Source organism: Streptococcus sp. 20925_1_77, from assembly GCF_041432125.1.
Classification (GTDB): Bacteria; Bacillota; Bacilli; order Lactobacillales; family Streptococcaceae; genus Streptococcus.
Map to the genome: position 1 here is coordinate 42,832 of NZ_JAPVZB010000003.1, position 24,203 is coordinate 67,034.

Below are 24,203 nucleotides of genomic sequence, written 5' to 3' on the forward strand. Positions count from 1 at the left end.
TAAATTTCAAGTTTCAATGATCATTTGAAGATAAAAAAAAACGACCTCCTAAAAAGTCGTTTTTTTGTTATTAGAAGCGAATTTGCTCCCGAGTTTTTTCATACGAAGTAACAAAGCGATCGGTCACTCCAGCTTCTACCATCTCCAAAGCATCTGAGATGACTTTGAAGGAAGCCGCATAGTCGTATTCTCTTTCGAAAATATAGAGTGACTCGTCAAAGGCTGCCTGCACATGATCATCAAAGGAACGATAGCGATTTGAGTATTGCAACAACTGCTCTGTTAAAGTCGCATTTTGTACAATTCGATAAGTCGCTTCTTCCAATTCATTCATATCATTTGTCAAAATATCTAACAAACGATTGGTTGATTCGATGTTGATTTTATCCCCTTCCAACTCATCCATCAAAGCCTCTGTATTGTTGCTTGCTGTGAAGAATAATTCCAAGAATTCTTGAGGGATTCCTGGCAAGTTTCGCTTGTCCATATAGCGTTTAATGGCATGCAAACGGTTGGCATAGATATTGACTTTTTGGCGAGCATTGGCATCGTCTTTTTCAATTTTTGAAAGGGAATCACTTAAGCTGATTTGCTCATCTTCGATTTCTTTCAAGCGAGCCTCAATAGCTTCTAACTCTTCTTCTACGATAGAATAAGCTTTTTGTGTTTCAGATGAATCTTTCAAAGCATCTTCTACCACATTTTCTTGTGAAGATAGCTCAGCTTCTAACTCTTTTAATTGTTGACTGAAAGCTTCATTCAAGACGAATGTTTTACCAAGGCGTTCCACTTCTGCTGCAAGGTTGCTATTGTTATCTTTTGCGTGTTTCAAATAGCCAGGCAGTTGTTTCACTAACTTCTTCACGACTTTTTGTGATTCGATTTCACGAGTAAAGATGTGATACAATGCATCGATTTCCTCTTGAATTTGCTCATTTTCGTAAATAGCATTGTCCAATTCAAGCGCGGATACATTTGCCATATTGTTCTTCAAGGAAGCATGCAACTGTTGGAAACGAGATTCAATATCTGTTTCAGTGAAGTGGTAGCCAGATTCCAAAAGCTTGCGGTAGCCACTTTCCAAATCCTCTAATTGGTCTGGAAGTTTTGACTGAAGAGCAGTGACAATTTCTGGCACTCGCTCAACAATTTGTTTTAAGGCCACAATATGATTCTCAGCTGTATCAAGGATTTCAGCCGCTTCAACAGGGTCACCTGAAGAATTCAAGGTGACAAATTGTGAAAACTCAGATTGAATATTCCCAATTTGCTTTTCAATTTCAGGAAGCGCACTGCCATAACGCTCTGGATCTGAAGTGACTTCTTTTTGAAGTTCTTCAAACATATCTAAGGCATGAACCACGCGTCCGCTATTTTTTTGTTCCTGCTCTTCAAGATCTGAAAGGGCTTGGCGAATCGCCTTGATATCTTCGTCGATCAATTGGATCTGACTTTCGATATTGTCAATGGCTTGTTTAGCCTTCATGAAACGGAAAGAATTATTGTAGCCTTCCGCCTCAAACAGATTGTTTTCAATATCAGCAAATGAATTTAAGGATAAATCTACCCATTTTTGATTCCATTCACGAAATGCAACTTGACTTTGACCAATCAAATGCATGTTTTTTACGGCCTCAACTTCATCGTTGACCGGAAGGTTATATAACTTTTCTTTTCGTTCTTCCAGTGCTGCCAGTAAGGCCTCGTTTCGTTTTCTCAAAATTACTGCAACCACATATCCTACAATCAAGATAAGGGCGACAATAAAGATGAGAACAATTAGTCCACTAGACATATAAAAACTCCTTCATCGTATTACTTGAACGTAATCCTAGTAATTATACCATAAAATATCCATTAATGGGAAGCGTTCGTTGAATTTTATACATCGAGTGTACTATATTCAGCGTTTTCTTCGATAAATTCCCGACGTGGTTCCACGCGGTCCCCCATCAACATATCAAATATCTTATCTGCTTCCGCAGCATCGTCTACTGATACCCGTGCCATCAAGCGGTGTTCGGGGTTCATGGTTGTTTCCCATAATTGGTGATCATCCATTTCCCCAAGACCTTTGTAACGTTGGATGGTTGGTTTTGAGCGACCTTCTGAATAGCGTTCCAAAGCTGCAGCTAATTCTGCTTCTTGGTTCGCACCAGGTTGGATATATTCTTTGATCTCACTACCGACTTTGACCCCATAGATTGGTGGTTGCGCAATATAAACATATCCCGCTTCCAAGACTGGTTTCATATAGCGATAGATCAAGGTCAACAGAAGGGTTCGAATATGTGCGCCATCGACATCGGCATCGGTCATGATGACTAATTTTTGATAACGCGCTTTTGTGACATCAAATTCAGCACCAAATCCAGTTCCCATAGCAGTAAATAAACTACGGATCTCTTCATTGGCAAGAATCTTGTCCATACTTGCTTTTTCAACGTTCAAAATTTTACCACGGATTGGAAGAATTGCCTGAAATTCACGATTCCGACCTGATTTAGCAGATCCTCCAGCAGAATCCCCTTCGACGATGAAGAGTTCTGTTTCATGTGGGTTGTTTGAAGAACAGTCTGCCAATTTACCAGGCAGGTTAGAAATCTCAAGTCCCGATTTCTTACGGGTCACTTCCCGTGCCCGCTTAGCTGCTACCCTAGCTTTAGCTGCTAAAATCCCTTTTTCAACGATTTTCTTAGCGATTTGTGGATTTTCCAAAAGGAAATCAGAAAAGGCATCACTAAAGAGTCGATTGGTAATTTTTACAACTTCTGAATTTCCAAGCTTTGTCTTGGTTTGTCCTTCAAACTGTGGGTTTGGATGTTTAACTGAGATAACTGCTGTTAAACCTTCCCGAACATCCTCACCTGTTAAATTGTCTTCATTTTCTTTTAAGAGTTTATTTTTCTTAGCGTAATCATTGATCACACGAGTGAGGGCTGTACGGAAACCTTGCTCGTGGGTACCACCTTCATGGGTATGGATGTTATTCGCAAAACTCATGACCGTTTCATGGTAGCCCGTAGTATATTGCATCGCCACTTCAACGGTAATATCATCCATTTCGCCATCTGTATAGATGGGTGTTTCAAAGATGACATCTTTATTTTCATTGATGTATTCAACGTAACTAGAGATCCCACCTTCGTAGTGGTAATGCTTTTCCTGCTCTAAGCCTTCGCGCTTATCCGTCAAGGAAATACGCAAACCACGATTCAAAAAGGCTAATTCTTGAATCCGTTTGTTTAATTTTTCAAAATCATACTCAGTCGTTTCCGTGAAGATTTCTGGATCTGGAATAAAGTGAACAGTTGTCCCTGTCCGATCTGTCTCTCCGATGACTTTCAAATCATCCACAACTTGTCCACGACGATACTCTTGGTAATGGATACTGCCGTTTTTATAGACGCGAACATCGAGGGATGTGGAAAGGGCATTGACAACAGATGACCCTACCCCGTGAAGACCACCAGAAACCTTGTAGCCACCTCCGCCGAATTTTCCTCCCGCGTGGAGCACGGTAAAGACAGTTTCAACGGCAGGTCGACCCGTCTTTTCTTGGATATCCACTGGAATTCCCCGACCATCATCGACAACCGTGATAGAATTGTCTTTTTCAATGAAAACTTCAATATGGCTAGCAAAACCGGCTAAGGCTTCGTCAATCGAGTTATCTACAATTTCCCAGACCAGATGATGAAGACCTTCTTTTGAAGTAGATCCAATATACATCCCCGGACGCATGCGAACGGCTTCTAGTCCTTCCAAGACCTGAATCTGACTGGCATCATATTCTTGCGCTTGAATTTCTTGCTGTTTATCCTCTGTCATAATTTCCCTTTTCTATTCAAATATAAACTGGTGTAAGTGGGGCATGGTATCAAATAAATAAGTTGTCAGCCCTGCCGCCTTCCCAGCTTCTATATCGATCGGACGATCTCCAATGACCAGACCGTCTTGAATGCCATATTTTTCTTTCAAATAGAGCATCGAGGTTGGATCTGGCTTGCGAGGGAAGCCCTCGTCTGCTGTTACAATCTCCGTAAAGAAGGGAGCAATGCCCGTCTGATCAATAAGGGTCAAAACTTGGCGATCTCGATGAGATACCAAAAAATGACGTCCTCCATGTGCTTGAATCTCTTCTAGTAACTCTTTTGCTCCATCAAATAAAACCGGATCTTGCAAACCCAAGGCTTCTTTTTTCTTGTATTCCGTACGAAAATTGGAAATATGAGGGGCAAAGGTATGGATTGCATCCTGTGTTGAGATTTTTAACGCTGCATAAACAGAATCATGATCGGCTTGGATATGAAAGTCCTTCAATGTCGCTACAAAGGCATTTGTGGACGTTTCGTAATTATCCAATAGCGTCCCACCAAGATCCCATATAAAATCATGATAATTCATAGTCAATATTATACCACAAATGGACAAAAAAAATAAGCTAAAACCCTCATTTAGGGGGGATTTTAGCCATTTTTTACGGTCATTTCATTTTAAATCAAATAAAACTCATTTCACACTATAAAAAGTGATCTATCACCAGAAACCGTTGTGTCCAAAAGAGCCCTTTTATGCACCTCCAAAGACGTCCTGATAGAGCATTCCTTCCCGAAGGCTTTGGGCATCTCCTCCAAATTGCTCTACCAAGGCATAAGCTAAGGCTAGGGCTGTTGAAGGACCACGACTGGTGAGAAGATTACCGTCTTTCACCACTGTTTCTTTCTGATAATGGCCATCTTGAATCTCTTCTTCAAAGCCATCGTAACACGTATAGTGTTTATCTTTTAAGAGACCTGCACGCGCCAAAACAATGGGAGCAGCACAAATTGCAGAGATGGTTTTTCCTTTGCCACTTTCTTCCTGAAGGGCTGTGATCAATTCTGCATTGTCCCTCAAATTCGCTGCTCCTGGCATCCCACCTGGTAAGAAGATTCCATCATAATCTGAAAGATCTCCATTCCAAAGGCGATCTACTTCCACTGTAATTTGGTGAGAACCCGTGACTGTTTCTTCCATGCCAATGAGGTCGCAGTCAATCCCAGCACGTCTCAAAACATCGACAATGGTCAAGGCTTCAATTTCTTCAAAACCGTTTGCTAAAATCGTTGCTACTTTTTTCATTTTCATTCCTTCTTTCTAACTATTGCGCCTTTTTAAGGACTACTTTTTTACGGATTGGAACCTCTTTTTCTGGCCCTTTCTTTTTACTACTATGATTATATATTGAGAGTACTAGACCAACACCAATCAGATTACTAATAATAGAGGAGCCTCCTTGTGAGATAAAGGGGAGAGGAATCCCCGTCAAGGGGAGAAGACCTGTTACCGCTCCGACATTTTCAAAAATATGAAAGACCAGCATCATAATAAATCCGATGGAAATATAGGTATAAAATTGGTTGTTGGACTGGAGGGTGATTTTTAAAATACGGTAAATCAGGGTCACATATAAAATCAACAGCACAAGAGCTCCAACAAAGCCAAAGTCTTCTGCTACTACTGTAAAAATCATATCGCTTTCCCGTACGGGAACCAATAAATTGGAGACATTAAAGCCTTGACCAAAGAGGCCACCACTGGCAATGGCTAGCTGTCCTTGCGCCTGCTGGTAGGTGGTTGTTTGTGCATAGTCAAAAGGATTTAACCAGGCTAAAATACGGTTCATTTGGTAGGTTGGCATCCCTACTTGCTGGTGCAGAAAAGCCCGACCCCCTTCTGATAGAAAGAGAAAGAGAAAGCCTGCTAACCCACCTGCCAGAAGCAAGATGACCGGCAAGATAATTTTCCAGGAAACTCCTGAAACGAGCACTAAGCCCGCAAAGATGGCCAAGAATACTAAGGCCGTTCCCAAGTCCTGCTGGAGGGCCAATAAGGCAAAGACCGGAATTGTATAGATGGTCAACTCTAGAATTAAAAACCAATCTTGTCGTAACAATCGCTCACGCCCCTTATTTCTTTGTAAAAATCGAACAATAGAACGCGACAGCATCAGGATGAAGGGAATCTTCATAAATTCTGAAGGCTGAAATAAGGTGATGTTTCCATAAGCTACCCAGTTTTTTGCTCCTGTTGAAGCCACCAAGTTTGGATTATAAAAAACAAGAGGAAGAACCATCAAGGCCAAGCCTAGTAGGTAAAGAAAGGGAGTGATTTTCCAAAGAAATTTCGTACTAAAAATCGTCACAATCAGGCAAATGATACATCCCACACCAATCCAGGCCAATTGCTGCCCCAAAAAAGGCCACATCATTTGGGGATAATCATGAGAAACTGCCACATAAACGGATAAGATCCCAATCATAAGTAGGGTGAAGACAATTCCAATGATCGAATAATCCAGGTGGATCGTCCAAAAATGATTTTTCTTCATTCACGTTCCTTTCTATAATGATTCAATGATGGATTAGTAGAACAACATCTGTAGAATCAAGCTAGATCCTGCCACACAGAACCAAGCAATCAAACCTACCAGAAGGGGGGCTGCTCCTGCCGCACGGAACTGTTTCCAAGAAACCTTGCTTCCGATTCCAACCAAGGCCATGGCCATAAAGAGGTGAGAAAGGTCATTTAGGTAAGGTAGGACCACTTTAGGTACCAGGCCAATAGAAGAAAGAATGGAAGCCACAATAAACCAGATAATAAACCAAGGAATAATTTTTTTTAACATTCCTTTGTTTCTTCCTTGTTGTTTACTCCGATACCATTTTAAACCGATCAAGCCCAAACAAACTGGTACAATCATCAGGGCGCGTGTTAACTTAACAATTGTAGCCATTTGCCCCGCTGATTTACTGTAAGAAAATGCTGCTGCTACAACAGATGACGTATCGTTAATGGCTGTTCCTGACCAGAGGCCAAATTGGAAATTAGACATATGCCATAAATGCCCTAATACTGGAAAGATAAAGACAGCCAAAATGTTGAAGAAGAAGATAGTTGACATAGATAGGGCAATTTCCTCTTCGTCAGCTTCAATGATCGGCGCTGCTGCTGCAATAGCAGATCCACCACAAATAGCTGTACCAAACCCAATTAAGGTCCGTAGATGAGATTTCAGGTGGAAGACTCTCCCAAAAATAATAGCTGCAAGAAAGGCAACGGTTATCGTTGGCAGACTAATCTTTAAAGATGAAAGACCAGTAGAGGCTACTGTTGCAATGGGCAAGCTAAATCCCATGAAGATAATCGAATACTGCAACAATTTCTTACCTGACCAGTTCAAGCCTGGTCGTGAATTCTCCGGCAAATCCACAAATTCATTCAGGACTATTCCTAAAATTAAGGCAAAAACACTGGAGCCAATAATGGGAAAGAAAGTTCCCAAAAACATGGCACAAAGAGCCAGTACAAATGCAATTGCAAGTCCAAATCCTTTATTTTTCATTTTCTCAATTCCTTTCAAAAAAGTCAGTTGCTTGCTCAACAAGCCGCTCTCTCAATGTCGTGTGAAGGGGCAACACTTGTTGCAACCCGTCCAAAATTTGTTTTCCATATCGCTTGGTTACCACCCGCTGATCTAATAAAAGCACCAAAGATTCCTGATCTTGAAAACGGCTGGTTCTCCCAATAGCCTGTTTGAGCCTTAAAATCGCGACTGGAAGACTATAGTCGTAAAAGGGGTTCTTCCCCTGTTCTCTGAGTTTTGTATTCAGCTTTTGAACCATATAATCTTTAGGATTGTCAAAAGGAAGGCGCGTGATGATTTGAATCACTTCTTTTTGTTGAGAGAAATCGACTCCCTCCCAGAAGCTTCCTGTTCCCAATAAAATGGAGCTTTCTCCTCGGTCAAATCGTCGCTTAATATTGGCTGCATCCCCATTTCGATACTGGGCCAAGTGGGGAAACTTCAATGCGTTTGACGTTTCCAGTAACAATTCTTTTGAAGTAAACAAAAGAAAAATTGGCTTTCGTAAAGGAAGGAGTTCACCGACGAGCTGACAAATCTCCCCTGCGTACTCCACTGAAGATAAAGAAACAACATCTGGGAAATCTATCTGCACCAACAATTCCTGGTGTTGTTTGACTGTTATTGGCACCCGGTAGATTTGCTGCTCTTGGTATCCTAAAAGAGCAGGCAAATGCACCTTTTTACTGATCGCGATCGTCGCTGATACAAAGAGCACGGTCACTTCTTCAGGTACAAATTCCTTAAAGGATAGTAAGTCCTCCACTCCTCCATGAAGACGAAGAATCTGGTGGCTTTCAACCACTTCTTTGTCTATCCAAAAGGTTTGGTATCGCTCATCAAACAATTCCTTTAGATTCTCTAGAGATTCGGTTTTTAATTCCGATACATCCTGCCGAATTTTTGCCACCGTTTGATCTGATAAGACTGCCGTTTTTCCTTGCACAACTTCTTTGGAGCAGGCATTTAACTCAAATTGAATACTCTCCAGCAAACGTCGTTGTAGAAGATCTTTTTCCTCTTCAATAGCGTGTTGCAAGTTTAAAAGAAGAGATTGCAAGGTTTCTTCTCTCTGTGAAAATTGCTCTAAAGCAAAGAAGAGTTTTTGCGCTTCATCCACGACCAGAACAGACTCTTGAAGTAGACTCTTATCATCTTCTAGACGGGTTAGCAGATAAGCATGATTGGTCAAAATCACCCGGCTGGTTTTCACTTTTTCCTGACCAAGACGCCAAAAATCTTCCTGATAAAATAGTGAACGTTTCGACAATTGACCATCGTGGCAAATGTCAGCTACAAAATGGACATGACGATAGAGTTGGCCAATTTCACTGAACTCTCCTGTTTCAGTCATCGTCAGCCAAACCAACAGTTGCATTTTAAAGCGTCGAATCATCCCATTATCTGACTCACTCTGTAAGGTCTCATAAAATTTATCGAGTTGGATATAATCCTTGGGACTTTTAAGGCTATGAAAGGGAATTTGGAAAAGATCCTGGATGGTCTTTCCTTCTTTCTTCATAATTTGATCCTGAAGAATTTTAGTTGGAACACTCACAAGAATGCGCTTGGAGGTTTTAGCCAAAAGCGTTAAAAGATAAGCGTAGGTCTTCCCAATTCCCGTTGGCGCCTCGATAAAACTCGGAAGCGGCTGGTGCAAACTGTCCTCGATATAGGCAACAAATTCTCTCTGCTCCGGATAAGCTTCCATTCCCAACAACTGCATATTGAGTTCAAACTGTTCAGACAAATAGTGACTTTCTAAGAACTGCTGTGGCTTTCGCAGGTAGAGTCCATGAACTTCTACTAAATGAGCTGGTAAAAAAAGACTACTGTCTTCAAGCGCATCTTCTATTAAGAGTCGCGATTCATAAATCAAACAATCTGCCATCGAAAGAAGTTTTTCGATCAATCCTCTTGGTAAGCTCGCAATTTTCTCTCTCAATTTCAACAGCAGCTGGGCTGTTGCCATAGCATCCGCTAGAGCGGAGTGAGCATGGTGCAACTCAATTTCCAGTTCAGCCGCAAGCGCTCCTAAATTGTAGCGTTCTAAAGTCGGATAGAAAATTTGAGACAATTCAACCGTGTCAATCCGAGGAGTCGTTAGCTCAAATCCTTCCCAAAAGAGGGCTTCTGCCAATAAATTCGCATCAAATTTGACATTATGGGCCACAAAGACGGCATCTTCTATTAATTCAAAAATTTCTTTTGCCACTTGTGCAAACTCTGGTGCTTTTTTCAAGCGAGCATCTGTCAGGCCAGTCAATTGTTTGATATGCTCATCCAATCGTTCATGGGGATTCACATCCGTCTCATAGGATTGCGTAATCCTCCCATCTTCGATGATGACAATCCCAACCTGAATGATCTTAGCATTGCTTCCAGCACTGGTCGCTTCCAGATCCACAATGGCATATTTCCGTTTCTGTCTTGTCATAATACTTAAAATTATATCACGTTTGAGCAAGCTCTGCAGATTTTTTTCTCCTTTCATGCTGACTTCAATCCTGTTATTTTCTTCGCAATTTGATACACTATTCTAGAAAGGAGTCCTTATGAAAATCTATCGTACTGTTAATCCTATAGCTTATGAAAACACCTACTACCTTGAAAATGACCACTCCCTCATTCTTGTCGATCCAGGGAGCGACTGGGCGACCATTCAAAGACAAATTGATCGCATCGGAAAACCAATCGTAGCGATTCTTTTAACCCATACGCATTACGATCACATTATGAGTCTTGAAAAGGTTCGTCAGATGTATCATTTCCCACCAGTCTATGTCCATTCAGCAGAAGCCAGTTGGTTGTCTTCTCCTGTCGATAATTTATCTGGTTTGGATCGTCATGCGGATTTAGAAGATGTTGTCTGTCAGGAGGCCGACTTCCTTTATAATATTCGCTCCGATTACCAAATAGCTGATTTCCACTTTTATGTTCTGGAGACACCAGGCCACTCTGCCGGAGGGGTTTCCATCGTCTTTCCTGAGGATCACTTGGTTCTATCTGGTGATGCCCTTTTTCGTGAAACCATTGGACGGACCGATCTTCCAACAGGGAACGCGGCACAGTTGCTTAGCAGTATCAGAGAAGAACTCTTTACCCTTCCATCTTCCTACACCGTCTATCCCGGTCATGGCCCTGAAACTTCTATTGGTCACGAGAAGATGTTCAATCCCTTCTTTAGACAATCTTAAAGAATCATGTATCCTCCTTCCTGTCCTCATAAAGTAGACAAAAAAAGCAAGTTCGTACTTGCTTTTTTATTATATCTTAAGAAAACGTCTCATGGAGATTGAAGAACCAATCGCCCCAATCAAAATTCCTAATCCAAAGAGGCCACCGACCATGATCGGTACCAAGAGATGAGGACTATAGAGATACAAGTTTTGATCTGCCAAGTTATTGTTCATTGACGTATAGACAACATTATAAACATAGAAGACCAAAGCTGAAGGAACCAAGGCTCCCAAGAGACCGATCCAAGCACCTTCTAAAAGGAATGGTGCACGAATATAGCCATTTTTTGCTCCTACCAGTCGCATAATCTTAATCTCACGACTACGTGAAATGATGGTAATCCGTATGGTATTAGAAATCAAGAAGACTGCGATAAAGATCAATAAAGCTACACCGATCAAGCCCCAGTTTCGGATGAAGGTTCCAAGTGCAAACAAGCGTTGGGTATCGACCCCACCATCTTTCACTTCAGAGACCCCTTCAATTTTTTTGGCATCTGCTGAGACTTGCTTCACATATTTTGGAGCTGTCGTCTCTACATAATAGGCATCGTAGAGGGGGTTTGCGTCTCCATCAAAAATCTTCCAGTTGTTCCCAGCCGTTTTGATCAGTTTATCATACTGTTCTTCCTTGCTAGAAAAATCAACCTTGTCAACATGTTTCATGGCTGTCAGAGCATCGTAGACCTTATGGTAGTTTTCATTGGTCACGGTTTGACCGTCTTTTTCAATTTGCTCGCTCTGATCTTGAATATCCTTGCGCATGTATACTACAACCCGCACACTGTTTTGAATATCATCTGAAAGCTTGATGGTATTGGCAATCACAGAGGCGAAAATAGCAACCAAGCTAAGGGTAATCATAACCGAGCTGACCGCTGCAATCGTCATCCAACCATTTCGTTTCAAGCTTTTAAGCGATTCGATTAAGTGTCGGAAAAATCTTCTAATCATCGTATCCGTACTCTCCTTCCGCTTCATCACGCACTACACGACCATTTTCAATCGCGATGACACGGTGACGTAAAGTATTTACAATCTGGCTATTGTGGGTCGCCATCAATACCGTGGTTCCTTGCAGATTAATCCGCTCCAAAAGATTCATGATTTCCCATGAATTATCTGGGTCCAAGTTCCCCGTTGGCTCATCCGCAATCAAGACTTTCGGATTGTTGACGATCGCACGAGCAATCGCAATCCGTTGTTGCTCCCCACCGGACAATTCATTCGGGAATGAGCGGACCTTGTGTTTCAATCCGACAAGATCCAAAACTTCCATAACACGCTTTTTAATATTGCGACGGCGCTCACCGATAACTTGCATTGCGTAGGCAATATTTTCATAAACGGTTTTCTTTGGAAGCAATTTATAATCTTGGAAGACCACTCCCACATTGCGTCGCAACATAGGAATATCGCGTTTTTTGATTTTATCCAAATCAAAATCAGCTACTTTTAAGCTTCCTTTATCGTGTTTGACTTCACGGTATAAAAGTCGAATAAAGGTCGACTTCCCTGCACCAGAAGGTCCTACAATGTAGGCAAATTCTCCTGGTTCAATTTGGACAGAGACCCCGCGAAGGGCCGTCGTCCCGTTGTCATACTTTTTGACAACATCTTTCATTTCAATCATTGACATGTAATGAAATTCCTTTCATTCTTTTCTGGTTGATTTCCTCTAAGTTATTGGAGACGCCATTTGAGATAGGCATCAATAAAGCCATCGATATCTCCATCCATCACCTTATCCACCTGTGCTACTTCGTAGTTGGTCCGGTGATCCTTAACCATGGTGTAAGGGGTAAAGACATAAGAGCGGATTTGACTTCCCCAGGTGATTTCTTTTTTATCCCCTTTTAGAGAATCCACTTCTGCTGCTTTTTTCTCTTGCTCTAATTGGTAGAGTTTAGCTTGAAGCATTTTCATAGCACGATCACGGTTTCCGTATTGGGTCCGATCCACGGTGGATGCCACTACAATTCCTGTCGGAATATGGGTCAAGCGTACACCTGTAGAAACCTTGTTGACGTTTTGTCCACCAGCTCCACCAGAGCGGAAGGTATCCATCTTGATATCATCATCACGAACTTCAACTTCGATGGTATCATCGAGTTCAGGCATAACCTCAACTGATGTAAAGGACGTATGCCGACGTTTAGCAGAATCAAATGGAGAAATTCGAACCAAACGATGTACCCCCATTTCAGATTTCAGAAGACCGTATGCATGTGGCCCTTCAAAGGATAGGGTCACAGACTTAATTCCAGCTTCATCTCCAGCCTGATAGTCCAAGACTTCAACTTTGAAGCCATGGGCATTTCCAAAACGAGTATACATCCGAAGAAGCATGTCACCCCAATCCTGAGCTTCTGTCCCTCCTGAACCTGGGTGGATTTCTAAGATGGCATTATTATTGTCATAGGGTTCAGACAATAGCAAGGTCATCTCATAGCTGGTCATACGTTTATCCAGCTCCTCCAACTTCTCGATCAATTCTTCCTTGACCGAATCGTCTTCTGCCAAAAAGTCCAGTAAGATTTCTGACTCATCAAAGAGATCCACCATTTGATGGAAATTTTCATAGGTCTGCTTGAGTTCATTTAATTCTTGAGATGTCTTTTGCGCAGCAATATTATCATCCCAAAAATCAGGTTCTGTCATTTTATTTTCTAAAATGGCAATTTCTTCTTCCAATGCCTCTAAGTCAAAGAGACCCCCTGAAAGAAGCTAATTTTTCACGATTTGCGTCAATTTTTTGACGAATTTCTGAAATGTCCATAAGTACCTCTTTCTATGTATCTAGTCTATTATATCATAACCTTCACTATTTGCCCACCTTCCAATATTGGATCTGCTGGTTGACCATTGCCAATCCAGCTAATTTTCAACATTTTTCCATTCATTTGTAACCTAATTGTTAGAAAAAAAGATCCTCTTATGCTAGACTGGTAGCATGACAACAGTAGCTTTTATGTCCGATTTACATATTGATTCAAACAACTTTGGAAAAGATGAATTAGAGACCCTTATCACTCTTTTCAAGGACAGAAAAATTCAACATCTCCATATTGCAGGAGATATTGCCAACGGCTTTGAAAATACCTCACAAGAATTTTTAGCCCAACTCCAATGTCATCTTCCTGTGACCTTTAGCTTGGGAAATCATGATATGTTGGGTCTATCAGAAGAAGCCATGAGATCTTTTGAATTTCAAAAGATTCCTTTTTCAAAGCATACACTCCTTGCCTTTTCTGGCTGGTATGACTACAGCTTTGTTCCTAATCTCTCTCCCCAAAAACATCTCCAAACCAAGAATCTGTTTTGGTTTGACAGACGCCTCCAACGAATGGGAGCTGATCCAGCCATTACCCAACGTTTGTTGCGAGAGCTCGAAACAGAACTCCTGCAAGTGGATCAACCCCTGATCATCGCTATGCACTTTGTTCCCCATAGTCAGTTTCTCCTACGCCACCCTTATTTTGAACGTTTCAATGCTTTTTTAGGGAGCCAAGCCTTTCATGAGCTTTTTAGACAATTTCCTGTCAGAGAAGTAATTTTTGGTCATAGCCACCACCGAATGCCAGCAACAACGATTGACACGATCACCTATCATGCCAGACCTTTAGGCTATGTCAGAGAATGGGAGCTCTGCAAACAATTCTTTGAGGTTTTTCCTGAATATGATTTTCCAAAAAGGTACGACCCCTACAAACGCTATCGCAGAATTAAAGACCTTCCTGAATTTAAAGCCTACAAGAAAAAACAGCTCGCTCATGAATTTTCGCAAGCTATGACAATCCTTGAACTATAAAAAAAAATTGGTTCCTTCGGAACCAATTTTTTTACTCTTCTGTATCCAAGAGATTTTTTGCAACGATTGCAGCCAGAACACCACCGACAATTGGAGCCAAGATAAAGATCCAAATTTGTTGAAGGGCTGCACCACCAACAAAGAGGGCAGGTGCCAAGCTACGAGCTGGGTTAACAGAAAGTCCTGTAATGTTCAAACCAACAAGAATAATCAAAGTCAAACTCAAACCGATCACAAGACCAGCAATCTTGCCATTTCCTTTAGAAGCTGATGTCACTGTCATGATGACCAAGATAAAGATAAATGATGCAATCACTTCAAACAAGAAACCGCCAAATGGAGTCACTCCTTTAGCCAAGGCATTTTCACCAAGACTAGCTGTTGACATACCTGAATTGGACAAAAGGAAGAAGACAGAAGCAGTCGCAATGAAAGCTCCCACTACTTGCGCTACAATGTAGTTGACCAAGTCTTTAGATGACAAGCGTTTGTTCACAAACATGGCAATCGAAACAGCTGGGTTTAAGTGGGCGCCAGAAACAGTTCCAATTGAGTAAGCTGCTGCAACAATGGACAAACCGAATGCCAAGGCAATTCCTAAATGTCCAAGACCTTCTGTCCCATTTCCAAAAACAACTGCGCCAGTCCCGATAAAGACAAGCATAAATGTGCCGATTACTTCAGCAAAAAACTTTTTCATAATTAAGTTTCCTTTCTTTAAACTGTTGACTAGTTTATCAAAAATCCACACCTACCTCAAGAAATATGCCCGGTCCATTTTGCCCGCAAAAAAAGCCATCCGAAGATGACTTTTTTTATGTTTATATAGCGTTTTTATCTTTTCCAAGTGCACGTTGAACGGCTTTGACAATCTCAACGAGAACAACAATCAAGAGCGAACCAATCAAAACGGCCAACCATTGTGTCAAACTCAAATGAGACACATGGAAGAGTTTGTTAAATCCAGGGACAATGATGGTTGCCATCAAGAGAACAAAGGCAACTGGGATAGACCAGTTAAAGGTCTTGTTCTTAAAGAGTCCCACTTTAAAGATCGATTGGTAAACCGATTTGACGTTAAAGGCATGGAGCAATTGGATCAAACCAAGAGTTGCAAATGCCATGGTCAAAGCGTCTGCATGGATTTCTGCACGAGTCGCATGTTCTGGAGAGAGCAAGGCCCAGCCATAAACACCAAGAACTAGCATGGTTTGGAAGACACCTTGATAAAGAATGGCACCAAAGACCCCACCATCAAAGAAGTTAGACTTACGTCCACGAGGTTTGTGGGTCATAACACCTGGCTCAGCAGGCTCTACCCCAAGGGCGATGGCTGGTAGCGTATCTGTCACCAAGTTGATCCAGAGAAGATGTACTGGTTGCAACACATCCCATCCAAAGAGGGTTGCAAAGAAGATGGTGAAGACCTCCGCCATATTGGCAGACAAGAGATACTGGATAGATTTTTGGATATTAGAGAAGACCTTACGTCCTTCTTCTACCGCTACGATAATGGTTGCGAAGTTATCATCAGCAAGGACCATATCAGAAGCTCCCTTAGAAACCTCTGTACCTGTGATCCCCATACCGATACCGATATCAGCTGTCTTCAGTGATGGTGCATCGTTAACCCCATCCCCTGTCATGGCAACAACCTTACCTTCATTTTGCCATGCTTTCACGATCCGAACCTTGTGTTCAGGTGATACACGCGCATAGACAGAGTATTGTTTGAAGACCTTTTGGAATTCTTCATCAGAGAGTTCGTTCAACTCAGCCCCTGTGAAGACATGGTCTTCTGTATCATTTGGATCGATGATTCCAAGACGTTTGGCAATAGCTTCTGCAGTATCTTGGTGGTCACCCGTGATCATAATCGGACGGATTCCTGCTTCCTTAGCGACACGAACTGCTTCTGCAGCTTCTGGACGCTCAGGGTCAATCATGCCGACCAAACCAGAGAAGATCAGGTCAGACTCAACAATTTCAGATTCCAAGGTTGGAATTTCGTTGCTTGTCTTATAAGCCATCATCAAGACACGGAGGGCTTGTTTGGCCAAGTCTTTGTTGGTAGCAAGGATAGCTTTCTTATCTTCATCCGTGATAGGGCGAACTTCCCCATTAACTTCAATACGCGTCACACGTTTGAGCAATTGATCAGGAGCCCCCTTGACAGCGATAAAGTATGAACCGTCAGCTTCCTTATGGATCGTAGACATAAGCTTACGGTCAGAGTCAAATGGCAATTCAGCTACACGTGGCTCATCCTTCAAGGCTTCACGAACATCAAAATTGTGGTCTAAACCAAACTGTACCAAAGCAGTCTCTGTTGGGTCCCCAATCAACTTACCAGATGGATCCACTTTGGTATCATTGGCAAAGTTCATGATGCGAAGTGTATTGTTGCTTGCTCCAATTTCGGTTGCTGCACTTTGTAATTGACCGTTGGTATACACTTTTTCAACCGTCATCTGGTTCATGGTCAAAGTACCTGTTTTATCAGATGCAATGATTTCTGTTGAACCAAGTGTTTCAACGGCTGGCAATTTACGAACAATCGAATTGCGTTTGGCAAGGGTTGTAGTTCCCAAAGAGAGAACGATGGTTACAATGGCAGGAAGTCCTTCAGGAATCGCCGCAACCGCAAGGGCAACAGCTACCATCAAGCCTTCCAATGGATGTTCACCACGAACGAATACACCAACCAAGAAAGTAATAACGGCAATCACAACAATCAAGTAAGTCAAGGCCTTAGATAATTGTTCCAAGCTTTGCTTCAATGGTGTCTCTGTCTCGTCAGCATTAGCCAACATATCTGCAATCTTACCAACTTCTGTGTACATACCCGTGTTGGTCACGACCCCTATACCACGACCATAGGTTACGTTTGAGTTTTGATAACCCATGTTAACACGATCCCCGATACCAGCATCTGCTTCAACAAGTCCTGTCACATCTTTTTCTACTGGCACAGACTCCCCTGTCAGAGCTGCTTCTTCGATCTTAAGAGAAGCTGCTTCCAACAAGCGCATATCAGCAGGAACCACATCTCCAGCTTCCAGAAGAACGATATCACCCGGGACCAATTCTTTGGAATCAATTTCAATCACGTGACCATCACGGCGTACACGCGCTAATGGACTAGACATGTTTTTCAGTGCTTCGATAGCTGCTTCTGCTTGTCCTTCTTGGTAGACACCAAAGGCTGCGTTCAAAACAACAACGGCTAAGATGATCATGGCATCTGTAAAGCCGTCCATTCCTTCTGTAATCACAGAGAGAGCTGCGGCGATCAGCAAGATGATGATCATCAAATCTTTAAACTGATCGATAAACTTAGACAAGAGGCTACGTTTTTCACCTTCGTCCAGTTCATTATGACCATAAGTCGCCAAACGTTCTTGAGCTTGAGCAGTTGACAAGCCTTCAATTGAAGAGTCCAACTCCTTTAGAACTTCTTCTTTACTCTGTGTATAAAACAAAGCTTTATTTTGTTCTTTTGACAAAATAGTTTCCTCCTTATAGCTTTCTACTAGGTCTCTTTTGCACAAAAAAGAGACCTGTTTGAAAAAACAAGTCTCGCCGTTTAATATAGTGCCGGAAATAATTTCGTAATGACGACACTATCGCGGAAAACCGCCAGCTACTCCCTTGAGTGGTTTTATTATACCATTTTTATAGAATAAAGCAAGCGGGATTTCTAATAATTTAATGAGGTCTAATCTTCCCATTCCACCAGTAATTGATAATTGGCAAATTCCTGTTCTCCATCAAGAGTTAACAAGCGATAAGAAAGGTGCAAACGACCTAGTTCTAATTGAAAGAGGTCTGTTGTAATCAAAAACTGCTGAATCCCCATAGGAGTTGGGATGATCGCCCCACCATCTTCATTTTTGTAGAAGCGCATGATGGATTTGGGAGTTGAAAATCGTGTCATGACCAATTCAGCGTTAGAAAATTTCAAAGCAACCTTTTCATCTTCTTCATTGGTATACAAGAGATATTGAAAACCTGCTTTTTCCTTCCATTCTCCTTGATAGTACTGATCAACAATTTCCATTTCTTCTCCAAATCGAATGGTATTTTGAATGCGAATCTGCATCTTTCTCTCCTTCTCTTCTTTCATTACCCTACTATTCTATCAAATTTAACGCATTTTGACTGCTCCTATTAGCCTCTAGATCGCAAAATAGGCTTTTTTTTGCTATAATAGACCCATGAATGAAAAAGTCTTTCGCGATCCCGTACATGATTACGTTCATGTGGATCATCCGATCATTTATCAATTAATTAATAGTAAAGAATTTCAACGACTACGCCGCATCAAACAACTGGGGACATCTGGTTTTACCTTCCACGGTGGGGAGCATAGTCGTTTTTCTCACTGTCTGGGTGCCTATGAAATTTCAAGACGAATTCTGTCTATTTTTGAGGAAAAGTATGCAGATCGATGGAATTCTGATGAAAATCTACTGACCATGACAGCGGCCCTTCTTCATGATATCGGGCATGGTGCCTATTCCCATACCTTCGAAGGACTCTTTGGGACCGATCACGAAAAAATGACCCAGCTGATCATCACCAGTCCAGAGACAGAGGTGAATCAGATCCTCTTACAGGTGGCACCTGATTTCCCTAATCGTGTAGCCAGCGTCATTGACCACACCTACCCCAATAAGCAAGTGGTGCAATTGATTTCTAGTCAAATTGATGTGGACCGGATGGATTATTTACTACGGGATGCTTACTTTACAGGTGCTTCCTATGGAAAATTCGACTTGACCCGCATTCTTCGCGTCATTCGACCGATTGAAAATGGCATTGCCTTCCAACAAAATGGCATGCACGCTGTCGAGGATTACGTGGTCAGCCGTTACCAAATGTATATGCAGGTCTACTTCCACCCAGCTACTCGTGCCATGGAAGTCCTCCTTCAAAATCTACTCAAACGTGCTAGAACCATTTATCCAGATCAGAAAGCGTATTTTCAACTGACTTCGCCTCGCTTGATTCCATTTTTTGAAGAAGAGGTCACCATCCAAGACTACTTAAATCTAGATGACGGTGTCATGAATACCTATTTCCAAGTCTGGATGGACAGCCCGGATACGATCCTGTCTGATCTTGCTCAGCGCTATATCAATCGGAAAGTCTTTAAATCGATTCTATTTACAGAAGATAAGCGAAAAGACTTAGTAATCCTTGAAAAACTGATTAAAGAGGTTGGGTTTAATCCTACTTATTACACAGCCATCCACCAAAATTTCGATCTGCCCTACGATATTTATCGGCCGGAGCTTGAAAAACCGCGGACTCAGATTGAGATGATAAGAAAAGATGGAAGTTTGGCCGAGTTGTCTCAGTTATCTCCACTTGTCGCTGCCCTTGCAGGAACCCGCTATGGAGACAACCGCTTCTATTTCCCAAAAGAAATGTTGGAAGCCAATGGACTTTTCAGTAAACAAGTAGAGGAATTCACTTCCTACATCACCAACGATTATTTTACAGGAGAGACGGATGTCCATTAAATTAGTTGCGATCGATATCGATGGTACACTCCTCAATTCAAAAAAAGAGATCACACCAGATGTTTTTCAAGCTATTCAAGATGCAAAAGCCGCAGGAGTCAAAATTGTCATTACAACAGGTCGTCCCATTGCAGGTGTCTCAAAACTCTTAAAGGAACTTCATCTCATGGATCCTGGAGACTATGTCATTACCTTTAATGGTGGACTGGTTCAAGAAACCGCTACTGGAATAGAACTCATCAAGGACCTCTTAACCTATGAGGATTATCTTGATATCGAGTCTCTCGCCAACAAACTTCAGATTCACTCTCATGCGATTACAAAAGACGGCATTTATACCAGTAATCGAGATATCGGACGCTACACCATTCATGAATCTCAACTAGTTAATATGCCCCTTTATTACCGGACGCCTGAAGAAGTTCGCGAGAAAGAATTTGTTAAGGCCATGTATATCGATGAGCCAGACATTCTGGATGCTGCGATTGCAAAGATCCCTCAAGAATTTCAGGACCGCTTCACCATGGTCAAATCAGCCTCGTTTTATTTAGAAATTCTAGGGAAAACGACCAATAAGGGAGCTGCCCTTCTTCATCTAGCCCAACGACTTGGAATCCAGCAAGAAGAAACCATGGCTATCGGAGATGAGGAAAATGACCGCTCCATGTTAGAAGTCGTTGGACATGCCGTCGTTATGGAGAATGGCAATCCAGCTCTCAAAAAAATTGCTACAACTATCACCAAATCAAATGATGAATCTGGCGTTGCATACGCCATTAGAAAGTGGGTATTATAAGGAATGTACCATTACCAGCTAGGAATTTCTGCTACAGAGCATGATGCCTTTGTTATTCAGAGTGACCAAACCAATCTCTTACAAAGCAGCTCATGGGCAAAAATTAAAGATAATTGGGGAAATGAACGTGTTGGTTTTTATCAAGAAGACCAATTAGTCGCGGTTGCAAGCATCTTGATTCAACCCCTGCCACTTGGCTTTTCCATGCTCTACATTCCTCGTGGCCCTATTATGGATTACCAAAACAAGGAGCTAGTTTCATATGTGATCCAATCCCTTAAAAAAATAGCCAAACAACACAAGGCCTTGTTTGTGAAATTTGATCCAAGTCTTTTCTTGAACAAACACTTGATTGGACAAGAAAATACGGAAACCACTGATGTACAAGCGGTGATCGATACCTTAACTAAAGAAGGGGTTGAATGGACTGGCCGAACAAGTGATCTGGCAGAAAATATCCAACCACGCTTTCAAGCGAATATCCACAAAGAGTTTTTCACCGAACAAGACCTTTCAAAATCTACTCGACAAGCCATCCGAACTGCTCGAAACAAAGGGATCCAAGTCCAATTTGGCGGGACTGAATTGTTAGAGGACTTTGCTTCTCTCATGAAAAAGACAGAAGCTCGTAAAAGCATTCATTTACGTGGAAAAGATTACTACGAAAAACTGCTCACGACCTACCAAGGACAATCCTACATTACTTTGTCTACTCTTGATCTCACAGAACGGAAAGCCTCCCTTACAAAAGATCTTGAAAAAAACAAGGCCGAGGCTGAAAAATTCACCGAAAAAACAAAGCCTGGCAAAGTTGAGAACAACCAAAAAGAAAAAGAGCGTATAGAGGAAGAACTGCAATTTCTTGAGCACCATCTCCAAACAGGTAAAAAGGTCGTTCCTTTATCTGGTACCTTAAGCCTTGAATTCGGTGGGACGTCTGAAAATGTTTATGCAGGGATGGATGAAGAATTCCGCCGTTACCAACCCGCCATCCTCACCTGGTATGAAACTGCCCAACACGCTTTCGACCGTGGTGCTTCTTGGCAAAATATGGGAGGCATTGAAAATTCACTAGATGGTGGACTCTATCATTTTAAATCTAAGTTTAATCCTATCATTGAAGAATTTGTTGGCGAATTCAACCTTCCAACAAGTCGACTTTATCCACTTGTAAACACAGCTTACAAGATCCGGAAAAAATTAAGGAGTAAATAAGTTACATGACTCTTACGACAATTTCAAAAGAAGAATTTACCTCATTTGCAAATACCGTCTCCCATCGCTCTTTCATCCAGTCTGCAGAGATGGCAGATCTGCTTGTAGAGCGAGGGAACACCGTTCAATTTATCGCTTGGAAGGAAGATGATCAAGTCCAAGTGGCTGCGATCTTGTATAGTCTTCCCATGACAGGTGGTCTCCATATGGAAATCAATTCAGGGCCCCTCTACCAAGAGGAAGCTATGCTGGAACCCTTCTATGTAGCTTTAAAAGACTATGCGAAAGAGAATAGCGCTATTGAACTCGTCATCAAGCCCTATGATACCTATCAAACCTTTGACAGCGACGGAAATCCAACCAGTGAGGAGCAAACTCATTTTATGGATACCCTTAAAAACTTGGGCTATCAGCATGATGGTTTAACAACAGGTTATCCAGGTGGAGAAGGTGATTGGCACTATGTGAAAGATATGGAAGGCATTACCGAAAAAAATCTTCTCCAGAGCTTCAGTAAAAAAGGGAAGCCGCTTGTTAAGAAAGCGAAATCTTTCGGTATTGAACTGAAACGATTAAACCGGAATGAACTACAACTCTTTAAGGATATTACTTCTTCTACCAGTGACCGTCGAGACTATCAAGATAAGACCTTAGATTATTACCAAACCTTCTATGATAGTTTTGGGGACAAAGCAGATTTCATGGTCGCAACGCTGAACTTCCACCACTACTACACGAATCTTGAAAAAGACCAAGCGAAACTAGCACAGAAGATTGAGAAATTACAGAAGGATCTAGAAGTCAACCCCAATTCAGAGAAAAAACAAAATCAACTTCGTGAATTCTCAAGCCAGTTTGATACTTTTGAAGTGAGAAAGAAGGAAGCAAAAGAATATATTGAAAAATATGGAGATCAAGACGTCATTCTTGCAGGTAGCCTCTTCGTTTATATGCCGCAAGAATCCACCTATTTATTCAGTGGCTCTTATACAGAATTTAATAAATTCTATGCTCCTGCTGTTCTCCAGGAATATATGATGCTTGAAACCATCAAACGTGGGATAACAAGATACAACTTCCTAGGCATTCAAGGAATCTTTGACGGGTCAGATGGTGTGCTTCGTTTCAAACAGAACTTCAATGGCTACATCGTTCGTAAGATGGGAACCTTCCGTTATTATCCCCGTCCTCTTAAATACAAAATGATTTCTCTCATTAAGAAACTTTTAGGACGTTCCTAACTCAAAAGACCAGCTTTGTAGCTGGTCTTTTCTACTATAAAAAAGTCGAGGGAAACCTCGACTTTTATAGATTATTATTTAACGAAGTCAAGCAATGCCAAGAAGCTTTCAGCTTCAAGTGATGCACCACCTACAAGAGCTCCGTCAACGTCTGGACAAGCCATGTATTCAGCAACATTTTCAGGTTTAACTGAACCACCGTATTGAACACGTACTTTGTCAGCCACTTCTTGACCAAAGTCAGCAGCTACAACGTCACGAACAACTTTACACATTTTTTGTGCGTCGTCTTGTGAAGCAGATTTACCAGTACCGATAGCCCAGATTGGTTCGTAGGCGATTACTGTTGAAGCGACTTGTTCTGCAGTCAATCCAGCCAAAGCAGCTGAAACTTGAGCACCTACGAATTCTGCTGCTTTACCAGCTTCGTAAGTTTCAAGGCTTTCACCACAACAGATGATTGGAAGCATACCGTTCGCAAAGATTGCTTTTGCTTTTTTGTTGATGTCTTCATCAGTTTCGTGGAAGTAGTCACGACGTTCTGAGTGACCGATAACTACGTAGTCAGTACCGATTTCTTTCAAAACTTGTGGGCTAGTTTCACCAGTGAAGGCACCAGCATTTTCAAAGTAAGTGTTTTGTGCAGCAACTTTAAGGTTTGAACCTTTAGCAGCAGCAAGTACAGCTGTCAAGTCAACTGCAGGAGCTGCGATGCCAGCTTCAACAAGATCAGCTGAAGGAAGTTTTGATGCTACAGCTTCAACGAATGCTTTTGCTTCTTCTGGATTTTTGTTCATTTTCCAGTTACCAGCGATAAATGGTTTACGTGACATTTCACATACCTCTTTTTTCTAATTTTATACTATCTATTTTACCATAAATTTCGTCATAATGAAAGGTTGCACAAGCTCATTTTACTTTTTACCAAAATAAAAACCCCGTCTTCACGGGGTTTTCTGTCTGTC

20 protein-coding genes are annotated in these 24,203 nt (G+C 41.7%); 6 read left to right on the forward strand and 14 right to left on the reverse strand.

The window, feature by feature from the left end; all coding sequences use genetic code 11:
- Window positions 1–70: 70 nt before the first annotated feature.
- The 7 genes from ezrA to O3626_RS02830 all read right to left on the reverse strand — a co-directional run bounded on the left by ezrA (window position 71) and on the right by O3626_RS02830 (window position 9,845).
- Entirely contained in the window at window positions 71–1,795 is a 1,725-nt protein-coding gene (gene ezrA / locus O3626_RS02800) for a septation ring formation regulator EzrA (protein ID WP_021153558.1), read from the reverse strand.
- Window positions 1,796–1,881: 86 nt separating this feature from the next.
- The gene (gene gyrB / locus O3626_RS02805; protein WP_371495163.1) at window positions 1,882–3,831 is read right to left on the reverse strand and encodes a DNA topoisomerase (ATP-hydrolyzing) subunit B; all 1,950 of its coding nucleotides are present in this window, start codon (window positions 3,829–3,831) and stop codon (window positions 1,882–1,884) included.
- Between the two features lie 12 nt (window positions 3,832–3,843).
- The gene (locus O3626_RS02810; RefSeq protein WP_371495165.1) at window positions 3,844–4,407 is read right to left on the reverse strand and encodes an HAD-IA family hydrolase; all 564 of its coding nucleotides are present in this window, start codon (window positions 4,405–4,407) and stop codon (window positions 3,844–3,846) included.
- A 165-nt stretch (window positions 4,408–4,572) separates the two neighbouring features.
- The gene (locus O3626_RS02815) at window positions 4,573–5,124 is read right to left on the reverse strand and encodes a DJ-1 family glyoxalase III (protein ID WP_371495167.1); all 552 of its coding nucleotides are present in this window, start codon (window positions 5,122–5,124) and stop codon (window positions 4,573–4,575) included.
- A gap of 19 nt (window positions 5,125–5,143) precedes the next feature.
- Entirely contained in the window at window positions 5,144–6,373 is a 1,230-nt protein-coding gene (locus O3626_RS02820) for an FtsW/RodA/SpoVE family cell cycle protein (protein WP_371495169.1), read from the reverse strand.
- Between the two features lie 33 nt (window positions 6,374–6,406).
- A complete protein-coding gene (locus O3626_RS02825) occupies window positions 6,407–7,387 on the reverse strand; it encodes a YeiH family protein (RefSeq protein ID WP_371495171.1) in 981 nt (326 codons plus the stop codon).
- Between the two features lie 4 nt (window positions 7,388–7,391).
- Entirely contained in the window at window positions 7,392–9,845 is a 2,454-nt protein-coding gene (locus O3626_RS02830) for a bifunctional DnaQ family exonuclease/ATP-dependent helicase (RefSeq protein ID WP_371495282.1), read from the reverse strand.
- A gap of 118 nt (window positions 9,846–9,963) precedes the next feature.
- Here O3626_RS02830 and O3626_RS02835 point away from each other — a divergent pair, with 118 nt between their 5' ends.
- Window positions 9,964–10,605 carry an MBL fold metallo-hydrolase gene (locus tag O3626_RS02835; protein ID WP_371495173.1) on the forward strand — a complete coding sequence of 214 codons (642 nt, stop codon included), beginning with the start codon at window positions 9,964–9,966 and terminating at the stop codon, window positions 10,603–10,605.
- Window positions 10,606–10,674: 69 nt separating this feature from the next.
- Here the strand turns inward: O3626_RS02835 and ftsX are convergent, their stop codons facing one another.
- The 3 genes from ftsX to prfB form a co-directional block, all read right to left on the reverse strand.
- The gene (ftsX, locus tag O3626_RS02840; protein WP_042759907.1) at window positions 10,675–11,601 is read right to left on the reverse strand and encodes a permease-like cell division protein FtsX; all 927 of its coding nucleotides are present in this window, start codon (window positions 11,599–11,601) and stop codon (window positions 10,675–10,677) included.
- On the reverse strand, window positions 11,594–12,286 hold the full coding sequence (gene ftsE, locus O3626_RS02845; protein WP_003008021.1) for a cell division ATP-binding protein FtsE: 693 nt from the start codon (window positions 12,284–12,286) through the stop codon (window positions 11,594–11,596). The genes ftsX and ftsE overlap by 8 nt, the downstream gene beginning before the upstream one ends.
- Before the next feature lie 44 nt (window positions 12,287–12,330).
- Window positions 12,331–13,426, reverse strand: a protein-coding gene (gene prfB, locus O3626_RS02850; protein WP_100209015.1) for a peptide chain release factor 2 whose coding sequence is annotated in 2 segments (ribosomal slippage) — window positions 12,331–13,353 and window positions 13,355–13,426 — 1,095 coding nt in all. Because the reading frame shifts where the segments join, the coding sequence is not laid out codon by codon here.
- Window positions 13,427–13,600: 174 nt separating this feature from the next.
- Between prfB and O3626_RS02855 the strand changes: the two genes are divergently transcribed.
- Window positions 13,601–14,458 (forward strand): metallophosphoesterase, encoded by an 858-nt coding sequence (locus O3626_RS02855; protein WP_371495176.1) that lies wholly within the window; start codon window positions 13,601–13,603, stop codon window positions 14,456–14,458.
- 31 nt (window positions 14,459–14,489) lie between these two features.
- Here the strand turns inward: O3626_RS02855 and O3626_RS02860 are convergent, their stop codons facing one another.
- From O3626_RS02860 to O3626_RS02870, 3 genes are all read right to left on the reverse strand, one after another.
- Complete coding sequence (locus tag O3626_RS02860) at window positions 14,490–15,158, reverse strand: MIP/aquaporin family protein (protein ID WP_371495178.1); 669 nt, start codon at window positions 15,156–15,158, stop codon at window positions 14,490–14,492.
- 121 nt (window positions 15,159–15,279) lie between these two features.
- A complete protein-coding gene (locus O3626_RS02865) occupies window positions 15,280–17,964 on the reverse strand; it encodes a cation-translocating P-type ATPase (protein ID WP_371495180.1) in 2,685 nt (894 codons plus the stop codon).
- 212 nt (window positions 17,965–18,176) lie between these two features.
- Window positions 18,177–18,560, reverse strand: a complete 384-nt coding sequence (locus tag O3626_RS02870; RefSeq protein ID WP_315376739.1) for a DUF1934 domain-containing protein — start codon at window positions 18,558–18,560, stop codon at window positions 18,177–18,179.
- 115 nt (window positions 18,561–18,675) lie between these two features.
- On the opposite strand from O3626_RS02870, the gene O3626_RS02875 reads away from it, so the two are divergent.
- The 4 genes from O3626_RS02875 to O3626_RS02890 are packed head-to-tail and all read left to right on the forward strand — an operon-like array spanning window position 18,676 to window position 23,238.
- Window positions 18,676–19,986, forward strand: a complete 1,311-nt coding sequence (locus tag O3626_RS02875; protein WP_315376737.1) for an HD domain-containing protein — start codon at window positions 18,676–18,678, stop codon at window positions 19,984–19,986.
- Window positions 19,976–20,782: a sugar-phosphatase gene (yidA, locus tag O3626_RS02880; protein ID WP_371495183.1), complete on the forward strand. Its 807-nt coding sequence runs from the start codon at window positions 19,976–19,978 to the stop codon at window positions 20,780–20,782. The genes O3626_RS02875 and yidA overlap by 11 nt, the downstream gene beginning before the upstream one ends.
- 3 nt (window positions 20,783–20,785) lie before the next feature.
- Complete coding sequence (locus O3626_RS02885) at window positions 20,786–21,997, forward strand: aminoacyltransferase (protein ID WP_371495185.1); 1,212 nt, start codon at window positions 20,786–20,788, stop codon at window positions 21,995–21,997.
- A 5-nt stretch (window positions 21,998–22,002) separates the two neighbouring features.
- Window positions 22,003–23,238 carry an aminoacyltransferase gene (locus O3626_RS02890; RefSeq protein ID WP_371495187.1) on the forward strand — a complete coding sequence of 412 codons (1,236 nt, stop codon included), beginning with the start codon at window positions 22,003–22,005 and terminating at the stop codon, window positions 23,236–23,238.
- A 74-nt stretch (window positions 23,239–23,312) separates the two neighbouring features.
- Here the strand turns inward: O3626_RS02890 and tpiA are convergent, their stop codons facing one another.
- Window positions 23,313–24,071: a triose-phosphate isomerase gene (gene tpiA, locus O3626_RS02895; protein WP_049514632.1), complete on the reverse strand. Its 759-nt coding sequence runs from the start codon at window positions 24,069–24,071 to the stop codon at window positions 23,313–23,315.
- Between the last annotated feature and the right edge of the window lie 132 nt (window positions 24,072–24,203).